We start from the raw sequence: 14787 nt of genomic DNA on the forward strand, positions 1-14787 counted from the left end.
TATCTTTACGCCTCATTATTATTGCATTTAATAATGAATATATAAACTTAACAAAACTATTATCGTAATGAAAAAACTACTATTTTTTCTATGCGCAACTATTCTGTTTGCGTCTTGTAGCAATGACCCGGAAGAAGTACCCACAACAAGTAAAACCTATAAGGTTACGTTTGATGTATCTAACTTTAGTGTAGATGTTAAATCATTGAAAGCTGACACCTATAACAATCAACTCTTTTATATCATTTACGAGAAAGAGAGTGGCAAAGGAGTGAAAGGGTGGAAGTTTAAAGAAATGGTTGGGCAGCTAACTGAGGAGCTCCCTGAAGGTAACTATTATATTGCTTTTATCTCTTATCCGACCGGAGGTATGAGTTCTCCTCCAACAGAAGGAGCAATTGATGTAAAGGGTAATAATTTCTATACCGACTATTTTGAGAATCCTCCTACATGGATAATGGGGAATATGGGTAGTAGATATATATATTACGAAAAGGTTGACTTCTCGGTAGCTGCGAATAACTCGGATGTGCCAATACAGGTAACTTTACAGCCGATGTGGTCTGAGGTGACCGTTGAAGTGACCGATGCCAATACATGTTCTTTGCCTGAGGGTACAACTACAATTGGCTGTGTGATTACTCCTTTTTATTCCGGAATATCCATAGCAGAAGGTATTCCTACTCGTAGCTCAGAAGCATCTTGGGGATGGGGTGACCTATGTAATACTAATGTTGATAAATTTAGAGAACACAAAATAATTGCAGATAGGCATGCAACAGCAGGTAAAGATGTTACTGTGAAGCTGGTATTTGTAAAACAGATTGCTACCGGTGATACTGTTCTAGGCGAAAGGGAGATATACAAAGGGGATATCGAAGGAGGTAAACGTATAACTTTCAAAGGAGCATTAGGCAAGGCTGCAACGTCTACAACATTTAAAGTGTCATTAGTAGACCTGACGGATGGAGGAATAATACCTTTCGATTGATATATAAATGATAGATTAGAAAAGTAAAACGGCGGGTATTATTAAACATCCCGCCGTTTCTTCTTTTATTTTATGTTCTCTAGGGTTTTAACCAGATAATCATAGAATTTGCTTACTGTATCTATTTCTACAAACTCATCAGGAGAGTGTGCATTTAAGATCGTAGGGCCAAACGATACAATGTCTAATCCCGGTGTGCTACCCAAAATGATACCACATTCTAATCCTGCATGTACCACTACTACATGGGCATCTTCGTTATACATATCTTTGTATAATTTAGCCATCATATTTAGCGTATCCGATTGAGCATTCGGCTGCCATCCCGGATAACCATTTTCGATAGATACTTTTGCACCTGCAAGGGCAAATACACTTTCGAGGCTTGAGCAAATTTCATCTTTGCGTGTTTCGGAAGAGCTACGAGCCAGCATTTTCGCAGAAATACGACCTGCTTCAGACTTAACAGAGGCTAAGTTTGTAGAAGTTTCTACAATGCCTTCAAAGTCAGTTAGCATGCTGATTACTCCATTTTGGCAACCAATAACAGCATTGATAACGCTGTCTTGTATTTCTTCTGGGATAAGCGTTTTCGGTAAGTCTGTTTTTGCTGCTTTGAATGAAAGGTTTGCTTCTACAGCTTTATATTCTTCTTTAAATATCTTTTCGTACTCTTTTACCAGTTTTAGGAAGTCCTTCTCATCTTCTTCGAGTAGAGTAACGATAGCAACAGCCTCACGAGGGATCGCATTTCTTAGTGAACCGCCATCGATGGCAGACAAACGCACCTCATAATTGCTTACTGCTTCTTTGAGGAAGTAAAACATAAGCTTGTTGGCATTCGCTCTCCCCATGTGTATTTCAGTTCCCGAGTGACCTCCTCTAAGGCCTGTAAGCGATATTTTATAAGCAATATCACCTGCTGGTACTTCTGCATCTTTAAATTCCCAGTCGGCATTAACGTCTGCACCTCCGGCGCAACCTACGCATAGCTCGCCGATCTCTTCGGTATCCAGATTCAGCAATACGTTTCCTGAAAGAAATCCTTTCTTCAATCCGCTTGCACCAACCATGCCTACCTCTTCGTCTACTGTAAACAAGGCTTCTATTTTTCCATGTTTCAGTGTCGTGTCTTCGAGGACAGCCATCATGGCGGCAGCTCCGATTCCGTTGTCTGCTCCCAATGTGGTAGATTTAGCCTTTACTCGGCTGCCATCTATTTGAGTTTCTATAGGGTCTTTCGTGAAGTCATGCTTTACATTCGAGTTCTTCTGAGGAACCATATCCAAGTGCGACTGAAGTATCACTACCGGAGCTTTTTCCATTCCTTTGGTAGCAGGCTTGGTAATAACAATGTTGCCTGTTTTGTCTTGTTTTACTTCTAGTCCCAGTGATTTACCGAAATCAATGACAAATTTTGTCACCTCCTTCATCTGTCCTGTAGGGCGAGGAATCTGGGTTAGGTCGTAGAAGTGTTTCCACAACTGTTGCGGTTTTAGTTTAAGTATTTCTTTAGACATAATATGTTATGTTTTAAAATTACGAATAGTAACAAAGATAAGAATTTTCGATGAAGTCTTTTACATATATAATGAAAAGAGTAGACGGTAAACTCTTTTTTATAACTTTTTGTTATTCTTATTCTTTTCGTGCTTTTTTATTCAAAAGGTGACAAAAGTGACACTTTTTTACATGTGTTTTATTGTAACCTTTTCTTCTTTAATTTACCGGGGATTGCTTCTCTATGGAACGAGAGTACAAAGCTCAAAGCTCTTATATTATTAGATAAATCTAAAATATAAAAGTGTAGATGTGGAAATGATGAAAGAATTATTTCTTTTGCTTTTTCAAAGCCAGCATGGCAATGCCGAACAGCCCGCAAATAATCACCCAGATAGATTGCACAGCAAACACGCCTGTAGCAAAAGCCGTTGCATGTAGTTTGTCTACCCCATACAGGCTTAACGATGCTATTACTGCTATTTGCCAAGGGCCTAGTCCTCCGTTAGATGGTACTCCCATGCTTATACTACTCAAAGCGAAAGCGATGAGTCCGGCGGTGATTCCCAAGTCGGCTGTAAAATCGAAAGCGAAGAATGTAATGTAGAAATAACAAAAATAAGAACCCCAGATGCCTATTGTGTATAAGAATACACGCCCTTTGGTATTCATTTTCCAAATTGCTTTCAAGTCACTTGCGATACTTGACAGGAATCCTTTTATCTTACGTACAATAACATTTTCTTTGAAAAACCTAAAGACAATGTATGTGGTTATTATTGCAGCGCCGATAGCTAAGTATAATAAAGGGGATTTGAATATACTGGATATAGTATTGAACGTTGTTTGGTTTTGTTCCAGTTGTGTCAAAAAGAATTGCATGTTGAACAAAAAGGCCACCAAAGATATTATAGCAACGGTAATTGTGTCAAATATCCGATCGAGAATCATCGTTCCGAATAATTTGGAGAAAGGGATGTTGTCTTCCTTGGCTATTACACCGCATCTCCATATCTCGCCCGCACGTGGCAAAGCAAAGTTAACGGCATAACCGCCATAGATTGCATAATTGAGGTTCGATATTTTGGGAGAATAGCCCAATGGAGTAATAAACAGAGCCCAACGGTATCCTCTGATTGTATTTCCTAGAAGCCCGAATAATAGAGAGAATAACAGTATCCCCCAATTGGCATCTTTCAATATTTCCCAAAGTTGACTCGGGTCAATTTTACTAATAAGATAATATATGATCGCAATTCCTAATCCTAGGGGTAATACGACTTTTATAAGATTGTTTAATAAAGAGCTTTTCTTTTGTGTTACAACTTCATCTGTTTCTTCCATTCCCCAAATTTAAATGTAGCGGTTTCAGAATAAAGGTCTTTTAATACGAACGATTTTCAGTAATAAATGCTACCTTTGCCGCTGCAAATATAATGATAATTATAAGTATGGGGGCAGTTAAGCCGAAGAAATTCTTAGGACAGCACTTTCTCAAAGATCTGGATATTGCACGTCGGATTGCCGATACATTGGATGATTTTACCGATGTGCCGGTAATTGAGGTTGGTCCGGGAATGGGTGTGCTGACTCAATTTCTTATCGAAAAGGAGAAAGACTTAACCGTTGTTGAGCTCGACCGCGATTCTGTGCCATATCTTAACGAGCATTATCCTGCTTTGCATGGGCGTATAGTAGAAGGCGATTTTCTCACACTTGATTTGTCGGCTATTTATCCGGACAAATTTTGTGTGATAGGGAATTATCCTTATAATATTTCGTCCCAGATATTTTTTAAAGTTCTTGAGTATAAAGACAAAGTTCCGTGTTGCTCAGGAATGCTCCAGAAAGAAGTTGCCGAACGTATAGCCGCTAAGCCGGGAGGCAAGACATACGGCATATTAAGCGTTCTGCTACAAGCATGGTACGATATAGAATATCTATTTACGGTCAGCGAAAAGGTATTCGATCCTCCGCCGAGGGTAAAATCCGCCGTGGTTAAGCTGGTTCGCAATAAGAGGGAACATCTGGACTGTGATGAAAGATTGTTTAAAACTGTTGTGAAAACAGGATTTAATCAGCGTCGAAAGACCCTTAGAAACTCTATGAAGCCTCTGTTAGGAAAAGATTGCGAAGCGTATGCCGACCCTATCTTTGACGAACGACCCGAGCGCCTCTCGGTTGCAGATTTCGAAAAGTTGACAAATATAGTCTCAGCTTTTCTGCCCGGGAGAAGTAGTGAGAAGTAAAGGAAGTCCTAACACTTAAAAAAGAATAGCTCATGTCAGAAGTAAAATTATTCTATCACAAAGACAATGTCATACGAATGAGCCGTAGCATTGAATTTTTGAAAGCCACCCCTATTAAGGATTTTCTATGGATCGACCTTAATAATGTAGATGAGGAGATAGAAAGCGAGTTAGAAGATTATCTGAAAATATATATCCAGGAAGAAGAGGAGATGGTAGAGATCGAGATGTCGTCCCGTTATATGGAGACGGCAGACTCATTGGTTGTGAATTCCAACTTCTTACTTGGAACTTTCGAAAGAGAGCCGGTTTCTTTTATCATAAAGAACAATATCCTTATCACCGTCCGCAGTGAGGACTTATCGTCCTTCCACGAGACAATAAAGAAAATCTCGGCTAATCCTAAGATGTATCCTACCGGTTATCATGTATTTGTAGCTATTTTGGAGACACGAGTAGAACTCGATGCCGACATGATCGAACGCATGACCCAGCAGATTACGTCATTGTCTAATAGCATCAGTATAAAAGAGGCTGACGAAGAGCTTTTGATGGAAATCAAAGACTTGCAGGAAAAGACCATGATGCTGAGGGAGAATATTATCGACAAGCAGCGGGCCGTATCGAGTATGCTCAAAAGTGAACTGATGCCAAGAGAGCTGCATGCCAGAATTACGATTCTGATAAAGGACATAAACTCACTGCTCGAACATATCCGCTTTAGCTTCGACAGGCTCGACTACTTACAAGATACATTCCTCGGGTTTGTTAATATCGAGCAAAATAAGATCATCAAAATGTTTACCGTGATCTCCGTTATATTTATGCCGCCTACACTTATTGCAAGTATTTATGGGATGAACTTTGGAGAAATGCCTGAACTGGAATGGAAATACGGCTACGAATTTTCTATCGGACTGATGATAGCTGCTGTTGCTGTTATTCTCTTTTATTTCAGACGACAGAAGTGGTTGTAATTGTCTAAATGTAAATTGATTACTTAAATAAAGGCAGCGTTGAGATAATCAGCGCTGCCTTCTTTTTTATTTTTTCTTGTTTTTCTTGTCTTTATTTATCTTAGGCTTTTCTTCCTGTGGTTTTACCATTGATTTCTTGGCATTCTCTATCTCTATCTTGGCTTCGTCTGTCAGTTCGGGATAGTGAAGGTCTAGTTCTTCTATTCTGTCACTGATGATTTGACCAATAATATAGCGCATAAACCACTTGTTGTCTGCCGGAATAACGTGCCAAGGAGCTTCGTCGGTCGATGTATGTGTCAGCATATCTGAATATGCCTCCATATAGTTGTCCCAGTATCCACGCTCTTTGAGATCTGCTGCCGAAAATTTCCAATTCTTAGACTCATCATTCAATCTGGCAAGAAAGCGTTTCTCCTGTTCACCGTGCGAAACATTGAGAAAGAACTTCAATACGATTGTTCCATTTTCAGTCAGATGCCTTTCAAAGTCGTTTATCTGCCTGTAACGTTTTTCCCAAAACTTATCATCGATATCTTCCGTCTTTGTGATATTGGGTAATTTTCCGTTTAATACAATCGCTGGATGAACCTTTGCTACGAGTACATCTTCGTAATGAGACCTGTTGAATATACCGATTCTTCCGCGCTCGGGTAAGCACTTGTAGATGCGCCACAGATAGTCGTGGTCGAGTTCCTCTGCCGACGGCTGCTTGAAGGCAAAAACCTGACAGCCTTGCGGGTTGATACCCGACATCACATGCTTGATTGTGCCATCTTTTCCCGCAGCATCCATTGCTTGAAATATGATCAGCACAGAATAGCGGTCTTGTGCATAAAGTTTATCTTGCAGTTTCGACAGTTTATCTATACTTTCTTCAAGAAGCTTTTCCCCTTTCTGTTTTGATAATCCGGCGGTGTAATCTGTTTTGAAGTTGGATACTTTATGCTTTTCTCCGGGTTTTGCAATTATCCTTTTCAGAATTTCTTTTTTCATAACTATTTAATTTATAGTTCTATTATGCTAGGAAACTTTCAATCAAAATGCAGATGCAGAAAAGCCCGAAGTTGGCGGGTATTACTGTCCATGCGCTTATCTTGTCTTTGATTAGCCTGACTGCAAGTAAAACTCCAATCAGTCCGCAAATTGTATTCAAAACCAGTATCCATTCCGGTATCTTGTAAAGATAGAGGATGTTGCCAAAGTTATAATTATATAGTAATCTGAGTTGGAAATATATCCAGCATGAATTTAGTATTATCAGTAATATTCCTATGATAACATTAACCAGATTACTATATTTCTTTTCTGTCATTTCCAATAATGTAAAAAGTGACAAAAGTGACAGTTTTTACCCTGTTTCTATTTGTAACCTTATTTCCCCGCTTTTTGTTTAGTATCTGTATATAAAAAGATAATTATTCTCACAGAAAATTATTTGATGACTTCAATCAGGTCGCTAAGGTCTTTTCTTACTTTGGGTTGATTCTGGAGCCAGTCGAGGTTTTCATCTTTATATCCCAAAGGAAGAATAAATGTCGCAGAAAGGTTCTGTATTGGTAAGTCGAGGATACGGTTCAATGCATCCCTGTCAAAGCCCTCGATAGGAAGTGTCTCAATGCGTTCGTTGGCTGCAACTGTACACGCCACTCCCAGTGCGATGTAAGTTTGTTGAGATAGCCAGTTCTTTACATTACTGCCATTTTTCTCAATAAAGAATTCTATCTTTTTTCTATATTTATCGCACCACTCTTTGCTCGGATTCCTTTTTTTGTTTATCAAATCGAAATAGTCGTCAAGGTACTTTTCTGTAATTTGTGTATATGAAGCAAATACCAATAGGTGCGAACATCCTGTAATTGGCTGTTGCTCGCATGCTTCATTGTATATCTTTTCTTTTAGCTCTTTGTTTTCTATAACAAATACTTTAAATGCCTGCATCCCCAGAGAAGTGGGGGTGAGGTTGATTGCTTCAAGTATTCTTTCTACTACATCTTGTGGAACTTTGGCTCCATTCATCCCTTTACATGCATGTCGCCATTTAAGATCTTCTATTAAGCTCATATTATTGTTTTAGTTTAAATAGTCTGGGGGAGTCGTGCTCGTTTTCTTTTATGATCTTAAAAGTCTAATCTTACCGCACGATTCCTTTTATCTATACTTAGTGAATTTTGTTTGTATTTTATTTTAGGCAGAGGAATTTCATTTTCCGACTGATCGATTGCTTCCTGTAGCGTATCTCTCAGGGTTTGAAATTCCTCTGCCCATATTTAATTATAAGTATTTTCCTTAATCGGTTTTATTCTTCTTTAAACCAACCCGAATACATCAGGTAATTTTTTGCTATTTTCTGGTTCATTTCTTTCGCTTGTTCCGAATCTACTTTTTTTACAAACTTGGCTGGTACACCTGCATAGATACTTCCCGGCTCTACCTGTGTACCGCTCAGTACCACCGATCCTGCTGCAATAATCGCACCTTCGCCTATCACTGCATGATCGAGAACAATGGCTCCCATACCTATCAGTGCACCGTTTTCTATTTTTGCGCCATGCACCACCACGTTATGACCAATGGATACATCGTCGCCTATTTCTACTACAGACTTTTGGTACAAAGTGTGTAACACACTGCCATCTTGTATGTTTACCCTGTTTCCGATGCGTATAGAGTTTACGTCGCCACGCAATACGGTGTTAAACCAAATGCTACAATCTTTACCTATTACCACATCGCCGATTATTGTAGCGTTTTCGGCCATGTATGTATTTTCTCCAATCTCAGGTGTAAACCCTCTGACTTCTTTTATTAATGCCATTATCTTTTATTTTGTATAATAATCGAAGAACTGTTCCAGTCCTTTAGAATCTATTTTCTTTGCAACTATTTTTTTGTTTTTATCCAGCACAAACACCGACGGAATGTATGATGTATCATAGTTCAGCCAGTATTGTGATATATTATTCGGGTCGGCGGCGTTGATCCAGCCGGTCATCTTATTATTCTTTACAAACTTATCCCATTCTTTTTTGTCGCTTCCCTTTATGTCGATGGCTACTACCTGCAATCCTTTGTCTTTGTATTTGGTATATACCTCATTGTATATGCGAGGTGTTTCTTCTATACAGTGATTACAGTCGTGACCATAGAAATACAATATCAGGTATTCGGCTTTTATGTCGTTTGTCTCAATTGTCTTACCGTCTATTGTTGTCAGTTTTATATTGCGGGCTCTCATGCCTATGCGATTGTTTTTGATATGCTCATACATATACTGCAATCCCGACACCTGAGCACTATCTATCCACGCCAGGTTTTTGCCGAAGACGTAATCTTCGCAAAGCTTTGCCCAGATATTCTCATCGCCCATTCTGTCGCTCGAAGTGGTTGTATTTATCAGATAAGACAACATTTCTTTAAAACACACTTCATTCTCTTTTGTTCTGCTCACAAGCTTAGTTGCTGCTATCGCTAAAGAATCGGGCGTAGGATTTACCCACTGAGTCATATATGATTCTATATAGCTGGTCAAATAATTTGTTCGCCACAGACGAGGGTCGGTAAGGTTTATATTATCAAAATAATGTACTTTTCCGTACTTGTTGTTTTCTGCAAACTCTTTATCATTCTTAGGGTCAGTGTAAGGTAACGTGATCGGAGTCATACCCTTTAGGAAAGTTCCAAACCAATTCGTTTTATTTTCTTTGATAAGATTGTTTACATAGGTCTGCGCTATTTGCTCTTCGGTTGCTATTTCCTTTTCTATGCCGGCTCTTTTTTGCGGAGTAAGATCTGATGCCGATAGCTGATCTTCGAGTGTCTCTCTCAGAGCATCGTTTTCTGCTACCTTGTTGAGGTAGCTCCACAGTAGGCGCGTGTCATCGTTTCCTGTTACAGTGCTTTTTAAGAAATTATCCTTGTTGATTGTTATCTGCATTTTGCTCTGTTCGCTGCCAAAGAGCATGTCTGTTCTGAAGTCAGGTGCTATGTAAAGAAAATATTGTCCTTCGGGATACTTTTCTTTCGCTGTAAATACACCTTTACCTGCCGCAGAAAGTACAACGGAGTCTTTTGCGTATGTCGCACCCCGCCAATATTGTCCCAGATACAGTTTCTTGCCACTCTGTCCCGGATAAGTCACTTCTAAGTTGAACTTATTGTCGGGACTTTTAATAGTTTGAGCCTCCATCTCAAACGTGAAAAGGAGGCTCAATAATATAACAGTTATTTTAAATCTCATGAGTTTTTTCTTTTAACCATTGTTTTTCGTCTTCAGTCAATAGTGGAGAAAGACGATCGTATACAAATTTGTGATATTCGTTAAGCCAGATGATTTCTTTCTCTGTCAACATTTCTTTTATTATAGGTGTGGTATCTATAGGACAAAGAGTCAGCGTTTCGAAAGAATAGAAATCTCCGAATTCGGTAGTCATTTCATGCTTCGTACGAATGAGGTTTTCGATACGGATACCGTATTGTCCTGCTCTGTACAGTCCCGGTTCATTAGATGTTACCATTCCTGGTTGCAGAGTTGTAGAGTTCTCATTCATTCTTATGTTTTGAGGGCCTTCGTGTACATTGAGGAAATGTCCGATACCATGCCCTGTTCCGTGCAGGTAGTTTAGTCCTTCATCCCACAACGCCTTACGAGCCAAGATATCTAACTGGCTTCCTCTTGTACCTTGAGGATATATTGCTGTTGCCAGATTGATATGTCCTTTCAGTACCATGGTGTAGTCCTTTTTCATCTGGTCGGTAAGCGGGCCTACTGCCAGTGTACGGGTTATATCAGTCGTGCCGTCGAAATACTGAGCACCGGAGTCTACAAGCAGCAAACCTTCGGGTTTAACCGGTAGTGAGCTTTCATTGCTTACATGATAGTGAACGATTGCCCCGTTCGGACCATAGCCCGAGATTGTATCAAAGCTTTCTCCTACAAAGTTTTTCTGTTGACTTCTGTATTCCACCAGTTTTTCGGGTATCATAATTTCCGTCACATTTCCTCCGGGTACTGCTTTTTCGAGCCACATAAAGAAGTGTACCAATGCAACACCATCGCGTTCCATCGCATTGCGGATACCTTGTACTTCTGTATCGTTTTTGATACTCTTCATCAGGTCTGCCGGAGATGGCATATCGATGATGCGGCATCCGTCGGGTATCGTATTATATAGCTTGAAGGTTACTTTGTTCGCATCCAAACAAACAGGTGTCTTTAGTTTCGATACATAATCAAATACTTTATCGTATTCGGCAATTGTAACCCCTTCTGCTTTCAAGTAATCGGAAATTTCCGATGTTAGTTTTTTAGGATTGATAAACAATACTGTTTCTTCTTTCGAAACATAGGCGTAACTAACAGCTACAGGGTTGCACTTTACGTCGTTACCTCTGATATTGAAAATCCAGGCAATTGTATCTAATGATGCCACAAGCAAAGATTCTGCTCCATTTTTCTCTACAACATCGCAAATACGTGCTATTTTTTTATGTGCCGCTTCGCCCGCATATTTTTCAGGTAGTACGAAGATTGTATTCGTAGGTATTTCGGGTCTGTCGTTCCATATTTTGCTGAACGGATCGTAATCACTGATAAGGTGCAATCCTTTCATGTTTAATTTGTGGGTAAGGTTCATGGCTTCTTTAGCTGCATACACAGTGCCATCTATACCAACGTATTCTCCTTTTCCCAGTTCGGTGGTTAGCCACTCTTCTATACTTGGGGTAGAAGGAAGTCCTTCTTTGAATAATTCGATATCAGCTCCTTCCAGTTCTTTTGCCCCTTGCAGAAAATAGCGGGAGTCTGTCCACAGCCCTGCTTTTTCGCGAGTGACTACAACTGTTCCGGCCGACCCTGTGAATCCACTGATCCATTCGCGCGAAGCCCAGTGCGAAGCCGGGTATTCACTTAGATGGGAGTCGGTGCTGGGGATGATAAAAGCATGTAAGCCTTTTTCTCCCATAAATTCGCGTAGTGCGGCAAGTCTTTTATTTATATTCATAACTATATTGTTTTGGTATTATCTTACTCATCCAAAGAACCGGTTACGCTATTGTTAAGCATCGAACAGGTTCCTTCAAAATTGGCTCCGGGCTCTATCTCAATCGTACGTGTTTTAATCTCGCCGGTAAGAAGGGAACTCGCCTTCAGAACAATATTTTCGGAACATATAATGTTTCCTTTTACTTTGCCGAATAAGTCTATATTCGAACAATTTATATTGCCGATAACGCAGCCGCTCTGACCTACGATAATTTTACCACGACACTGGATATTGCCTTCTATTGCGCCGTCGATACGGAAATCTTCCTCCGAAGATATATCTCCTTTTAGTTGTGTGCCCGACGCCAAAATGTTGTGTGTGCCGGATGTTGTGTAAGGTGTTGTTTCTCTTGATTTACTCATAATTTTCATTCTCTGTTTTCACAAGGTTTTATATCTTTGTAAACTCAATAACGAACAAATATAGATAAAAAACTTAGCTTTGTGCCGTTTTATTTTGACTCTTTATGAAAAGTTTTATTTTGCTTGAGAATGTTGTTTTTTATGCTTATCACGGCGTACAGCCTCATGAAACCACGGTTGGAAATGAGTTTGTGATCAATCTGAAATTAGAAGTAAACCTAACAGATGCTGCTCAATCCGATTCGTTGGAAGATACGGTCAGCTATGCAGATATATACAATGATGTGAAGGAGCAAATGCAAATTCCGTCGAAGTTATTAGAGCATGTTGCATATCGGATCGTTCGATGCTTGAAGCAGAAGTATAAAAAAATAGAACATGTGGAAATTAAGCTTTCGAAACGAAATCCACCGATGGGAGCTCAGTTGGATTGTGCCAGTGTTGTTTTAATAGATTAAGCGGATGAGAGTAAAAAAAATAACAGAGTTGAATAGGCTTTCGGTCGAAGAGTTTAAGTCTGAACCTAAAATTCCGCTTATCATTGTATTGGATAACGTAAGAAGTCTTAATAATATCGGATCTGTGTTTCGCACTTCGGATGCATTTCTTGTTGAGGCTGTTTATCTATGCGGAATTACCGCAACTCCACCCAATGTGGAGATTCATAAAACAGCCTTGGGAGCTGAAAATTCGGTTGCATGGGTATATTACTCAGATACAGATCAGGCTGTAGAAGAGCTGAAGAAAAATGGCTACACCCTTTGTGCTGTGGAGCAAGCTCAAAATAGCATAATGCTGGATGAATTGCAACTGGATTCTAAAAAGAAATATGCTGTTGTTTTAGGGAATGAGGTAAAGGGTGTACAGCAGGATGTTGTGAGCCGTTGCGACTGTTGTGTTGAAATCCCTCAATATGGAACAAAGCATTCCCTTAATGTTTCGGTGGCTGCCGGGATGGTAATATGGGAATTTTCTAAACAATTGAAGTAAGTTACCAATATTTTTCCTAGTTTTGCATATAAGACGTATATAACACACTATGCTATGATAACCGAATCAGATAAAAACCATCTCGCAGAAAAAGGTATTACCGAAGACCAACTGAACAAACAATTGGATAACTTTAAACAAGGATTTCCTTTCTTGGGTATTGCTGCTGCTGCGTCAGTAGAAAAAGGTATTAAGGTGATATCGCCTGAACAGGAAAAAGAATATCTGACCGATTGGGATGAGTACAAAGCGTCATCGGGAAAACAAATTGTTAAATTTGTTCCTGCCTCGGGTGCCGCAAGTAGGATGTTCAAAGACTTGTTCGAGTTTTTGGATGCGCCTTATTCAGTACCGACTTCAGGCTTTGAAAAGAAATTTTTTGGAGAGATAGAGAAGTTTGCGTTTTATAACGATCTGGATGCCATGTGTCTGAAAAATGAAGGGCAATCGCTTGCAGCTTTGCTTTCGGAAGGAAAATATAAATCAATTGTTGAGAATTTGCTGAAGCCAAAAGGGCTTAACTATGGAAATCTGCCAAAGGGACTTCTTAAGTTTCATAAATATAGTGATACATCCCGTACTCCGGTCGAAGAGCATTTGATGGAGGGGTATCTTTATGCAAAGAATGATAAAGAAGAAGTGAATATTCACTTTACTGTATCGCCTGAGCATAGAATATTGTTTGACGACCTGATAAAGGTAAGAAAACAAAAGTTTGAAAACGAACTGCATGTAAAATATGCCGTTACGTTCAGCGAACAAAAATCGAGTACAGATACAATTGCGGTGGATGCCGATAATGAGCCTTTCAGGGAAAATGGAAAGTTATTATTTCGTCCGGGAGGACATGGCGCACTGATAGAAAATCTGAACGACTTAAATGCGGATATCGTTTTTATAAAAAATATAGATAATACTGTCCCCGATAAGTATAAGCAGACAGAGACCAAATATAAAAAGATACTGGCGGGTGTATTGGTTGATACTCAGAGAAAAATATTTGATTATTTGAAACTTCTCGATAGCGGGAAATATACACATGATCAACTAATAGAAATTCTTTATTTTCTACAAAAAGAATTAAATATAAAAAATCCCGATACAAAATTGCTGGAAGATGCAGAGCTTGTACTTTATCTGAAAAGAAAACTCGATCGCCCTTGTCGTGTATGTGGTATGGTGAAAAATGTAGGAGAGCCGGGAGGTGGACCTTTTCTAGCCGTAAATTCAGATGGGACTATCTCTCCTCAAATCTTGGAAAGCTCGCAAATTGATATGTCCGATCCTGCGAAACAGGAGATGTTTAAAAAAGGGACTCACTTCAATCCTGTTGATTTAGTTTGTGGGATTAAAGACTACAGAGGTAATCATTTCAATCTGAAAGACTATGTAGACTATAATACCGGATTTATATCAATCAAATCAAAAAGCGGAAAGGAACTTAAAGCTTTAGAACTTCCCGGCTTATGGAATGGTGCGATGTCTGATTGGAACACAATATTTGTTGAAGTTCCGGTCGAAACTTTCAATCCTGTAAAAACCGTAAATGATTTGTTAAGAGATTGCCATTTGTGATTTTTTTTGTCATTTATTCTGTTTTTTCAAATGTAAAAGATTGTGTATGTAATTCTTAAAAAAATATAGCCAAAGTTTTTATTTAAAGAAAAAAGGATT

Annotated in this window: 15 protein-coding genes; 6 read left to right on the forward strand and 9 right to left on the reverse strand. The window is 39.2% G+C overall.

Annotated features, from left to right (window positions below):
- Positions 1-67: 67 nt before the first annotated feature.
- A complete protein-coding gene (locus tag E4T88_RS01080; RefSeq protein ID WP_135103653.1) occupies positions 68-991 on the forward strand; it encodes a hypothetical protein in 924 nt (307 codons plus the stop codon).
- 65 nt (positions 992-1056) lie between these two features.
- On the opposite strand, the gene E4T88_RS01085 is transcribed toward E4T88_RS01080, so the two are convergent.
- Positions 1057-2511: an aminoacyl-histidine dipeptidase gene (locus E4T88_RS01085; protein WP_135103654.1), complete on the reverse strand. Its 1455-nt coding sequence runs from the start codon at positions 2509-2511 to the stop codon at positions 1057-1059.
- Between the two features lie 310 nt (positions 2512-2821).
- A complete protein-coding gene (locus E4T88_RS01090; protein ID WP_135103655.1) occupies positions 2822-3835 on the reverse strand; it encodes a lysylphosphatidylglycerol synthase transmembrane domain-containing protein in 1014 nt (337 codons plus the stop codon).
- Positions 3836-3942: 107 nt separating this feature from the next.
- Here E4T88_RS01090 and rsmA point away from each other — a divergent pair, with 107 nt between their 5' ends.
- Together rsmA and corA are read left to right on the forward strand one after the other, a co-directional pair.
- Positions 3943-4740, forward strand: coding sequence for a 16S rRNA (adenine(1518)-N(6)/adenine(1519)-N(6))-dimethyltransferase RsmA (rsmA, locus tag E4T88_RS01095; RefSeq protein WP_135104453.1), 798 nt, complete (start codon positions 3943-3945; stop codon positions 4738-4740).
- Positions 4741-4772: 32 nt separating this feature from the next.
- A complete protein-coding gene (gene corA, locus E4T88_RS01100) occupies positions 4773-5717 on the forward strand; it encodes a magnesium/cobalt transporter CorA (RefSeq protein ID WP_135103656.1) in 945 nt (314 codons plus the stop codon).
- 66 nt (positions 5718-5783) lie between these two features.
- Here corA and E4T88_RS01105 read toward each other — a convergent pair whose 3' ends face one another.
- The 7 genes from E4T88_RS01105 to E4T88_RS01135 all read right to left on the reverse strand — a co-directional run bounded on the left by E4T88_RS01105 (position 5784) and on the right by E4T88_RS01135 (position 12123).
- Entirely contained in the window at positions 5784-6713 is a 930-nt protein-coding gene (locus E4T88_RS01105) for a polyphosphate kinase 2 family protein (protein WP_135103657.1), read from the reverse strand.
- A gap of 22 nt (positions 6714-6735) precedes the next feature.
- The gene (locus E4T88_RS01110; RefSeq protein WP_135103658.1) at positions 6736-7032 is read right to left on the reverse strand and encodes a hypothetical protein; all 297 of its coding nucleotides are present in this window, start codon (positions 7030-7032) and stop codon (positions 6736-6738) included.
- 119 nt (positions 7033-7151) lie between these two features.
- On the reverse strand, positions 7152-7781 hold the full coding sequence (locus tag E4T88_RS01115; protein ID WP_135103659.1) for a nitroreductase family protein: 630 nt from the start codon (positions 7779-7781) through the stop codon (positions 7152-7154).
- Between the two features lie 235 nt (positions 7782-8016).
- Positions 8017-8535 (reverse strand): gamma carbonic anhydrase family protein, encoded by a 519-nt coding sequence (locus tag E4T88_RS01120; RefSeq protein WP_135103660.1) that lies wholly within the window; start codon positions 8533-8535, stop codon positions 8017-8019.
- Between the two features lie 6 nt (positions 8536-8541).
- Positions 8542-9957, reverse strand: coding sequence for a TlpA disulfide reductase family protein (locus tag E4T88_RS01125; RefSeq protein WP_135103661.1), 1416 nt, complete (start codon positions 9955-9957; stop codon positions 8542-8544).
- Positions 9947-11719, reverse strand: coding sequence for an aminopeptidase P family protein (locus tag E4T88_RS01130; RefSeq protein WP_135103662.1), 1773 nt, complete (start codon positions 11717-11719; stop codon positions 9947-9949). The genes E4T88_RS01125 and E4T88_RS01130 overlap by 11 nt, the downstream gene beginning before the upstream one ends.
- A gap of 23 nt (positions 11720-11742) precedes the next feature.
- Entirely contained in the window at positions 11743-12123 is a 381-nt protein-coding gene (locus tag E4T88_RS01135) for a bactofilin family protein (protein ID WP_228093655.1), read from the reverse strand.
- A 104-nt stretch (positions 12124-12227) separates the two neighbouring features.
- Between E4T88_RS01135 and folB the strand changes: the two genes are divergently transcribed.
- Genes folB through E4T88_RS01150 form a run of 3 tightly spaced genes read left to right on the forward strand, consistent with a single transcriptional unit; the run spans position 12228 to position 14688 of the window.
- Complete coding sequence (gene folB / locus E4T88_RS01140; RefSeq protein WP_135103664.1) at positions 12228-12581, forward strand: dihydroneopterin aldolase; 354 nt, start codon at positions 12228-12230, stop codon at positions 12579-12581.
- 4 nt (positions 12582-12585) lie between these two features.
- A complete protein-coding gene (locus E4T88_RS01145) occupies positions 12586-13113 on the forward strand; it encodes an RNA methyltransferase (protein ID WP_135103665.1) in 528 nt (175 codons plus the stop codon).
- A gap of 54 nt (positions 13114-13167) precedes the next feature.
- Positions 13168-14688 carry a DUF4301 family protein gene (locus E4T88_RS01150; protein ID WP_135103666.1) on the forward strand — a complete coding sequence of 507 codons (1521 nt, stop codon included), beginning with the start codon at positions 13168-13170 and terminating at the stop codon, positions 14686-14688.
- Positions 14689-14787: the final 99 nt, after the last annotated feature.

Origin of the sequence: Dysgonomonas mossii, assembly GCF_004569505.1 — a bacterium.
Classification (GTDB): Bacteria; Bacteroidota; Bacteroidia; order Bacteroidales; family Dysgonomonadaceae; genus Dysgonomonas.

Excerpts from the sequence above, each read along its gene's own strand:
- E4T88_RS01150 (WP_135103666.1), top strand. The coding sequence starts at position 13,168 with ATGATAACCGAATCAGATAAAAACCATCTCGCAGAAAAAGGTATTACC.
- corA (WP_135103656.1), top strand. The coding sequence starts at position 4,773 with ATGTCAGAAGTAAAATTATTCTATCACAAAGACAATGTCATACGAATG.
- E4T88_RS01135 (WP_228093655.1), bottom strand. The coding sequence starts at position 12,123 with ATGAGTAAATCAAGAGAAACAACACCTTACACAACATCCGGCACACAC.
- E4T88_RS01110 (WP_135103658.1), bottom strand. The coding sequence starts at position 7,032 with ATGACAGAAAAGAAATATAGTAATCTGGTTAATGTTATCATAGGAATA.
- E4T88_RS01130 (WP_135103662.1), bottom strand. The coding sequence starts at position 11,719 with ATGAATATAAATAAAAGACTTGCCGCACTACGCGAATTTATGGGAGAA.
- E4T88_RS01120 (WP_135103660.1), bottom strand. The coding sequence starts at position 8,535 with ATGGCATTAATAAAAGAAGTCAGAGGGTTTACACCTGAGATTGGAGAA.
- rsmA (WP_135104453.1), top strand. The coding sequence starts at position 3,943 with ATGGGGGCAGTTAAGCCGAAGAAATTCTTAGGACAGCACTTTCTCAAA.
- E4T88_RS01090 (WP_135103655.1), bottom strand. The coding sequence starts at position 3,835 with ATGGAAGAAACAGATGAAGTTGTAACACAAAAGAAAAGCTCTTTATTA.
- folB (WP_135103664.1), top strand. The coding sequence starts at position 12,228 with ATGAAAAGTTTTATTTTGCTTGAGAATGTTGTTTTTTATGCTTATCAC.
- E4T88_RS01115 (WP_135103659.1), bottom strand. The coding sequence starts at position 7,781 with ATGAGCTTAATAGAAGATCTTAAATGGCGACATGCATGTAAAGGGATG.
- E4T88_RS01125 (WP_135103661.1), bottom strand. The coding sequence starts at position 9,957 with ATGAGATTTAAAATAACTGTTATATTATTGAGCCTCCTTTTCACGTTT.
- E4T88_RS01080 (WP_135103653.1), top strand. The coding sequence starts at position 68 with ATGAAAAAACTACTATTTTTTCTATGCGCAACTATTCTGTTTGCGTCT.
- E4T88_RS01105 (WP_135103657.1), bottom strand. The coding sequence starts at position 6,713 with ATGAAAAAAGAAATTCTGAAAAGGATAATTGCAAAACCCGGAGAAAAG.
- E4T88_RS01085 (WP_135103654.1), bottom strand. The coding sequence starts at position 2,511 with ATGTCTAAAGAAATACTTAAACTAAAACCGCAACAGTTGTGGAAACAC.
- E4T88_RS01145 (WP_135103665.1), top strand. The coding sequence starts at position 12,586 with ATGAGAGTAAAAAAAATAACAGAGTTGAATAGGCTTTCGGTCGAAGAG.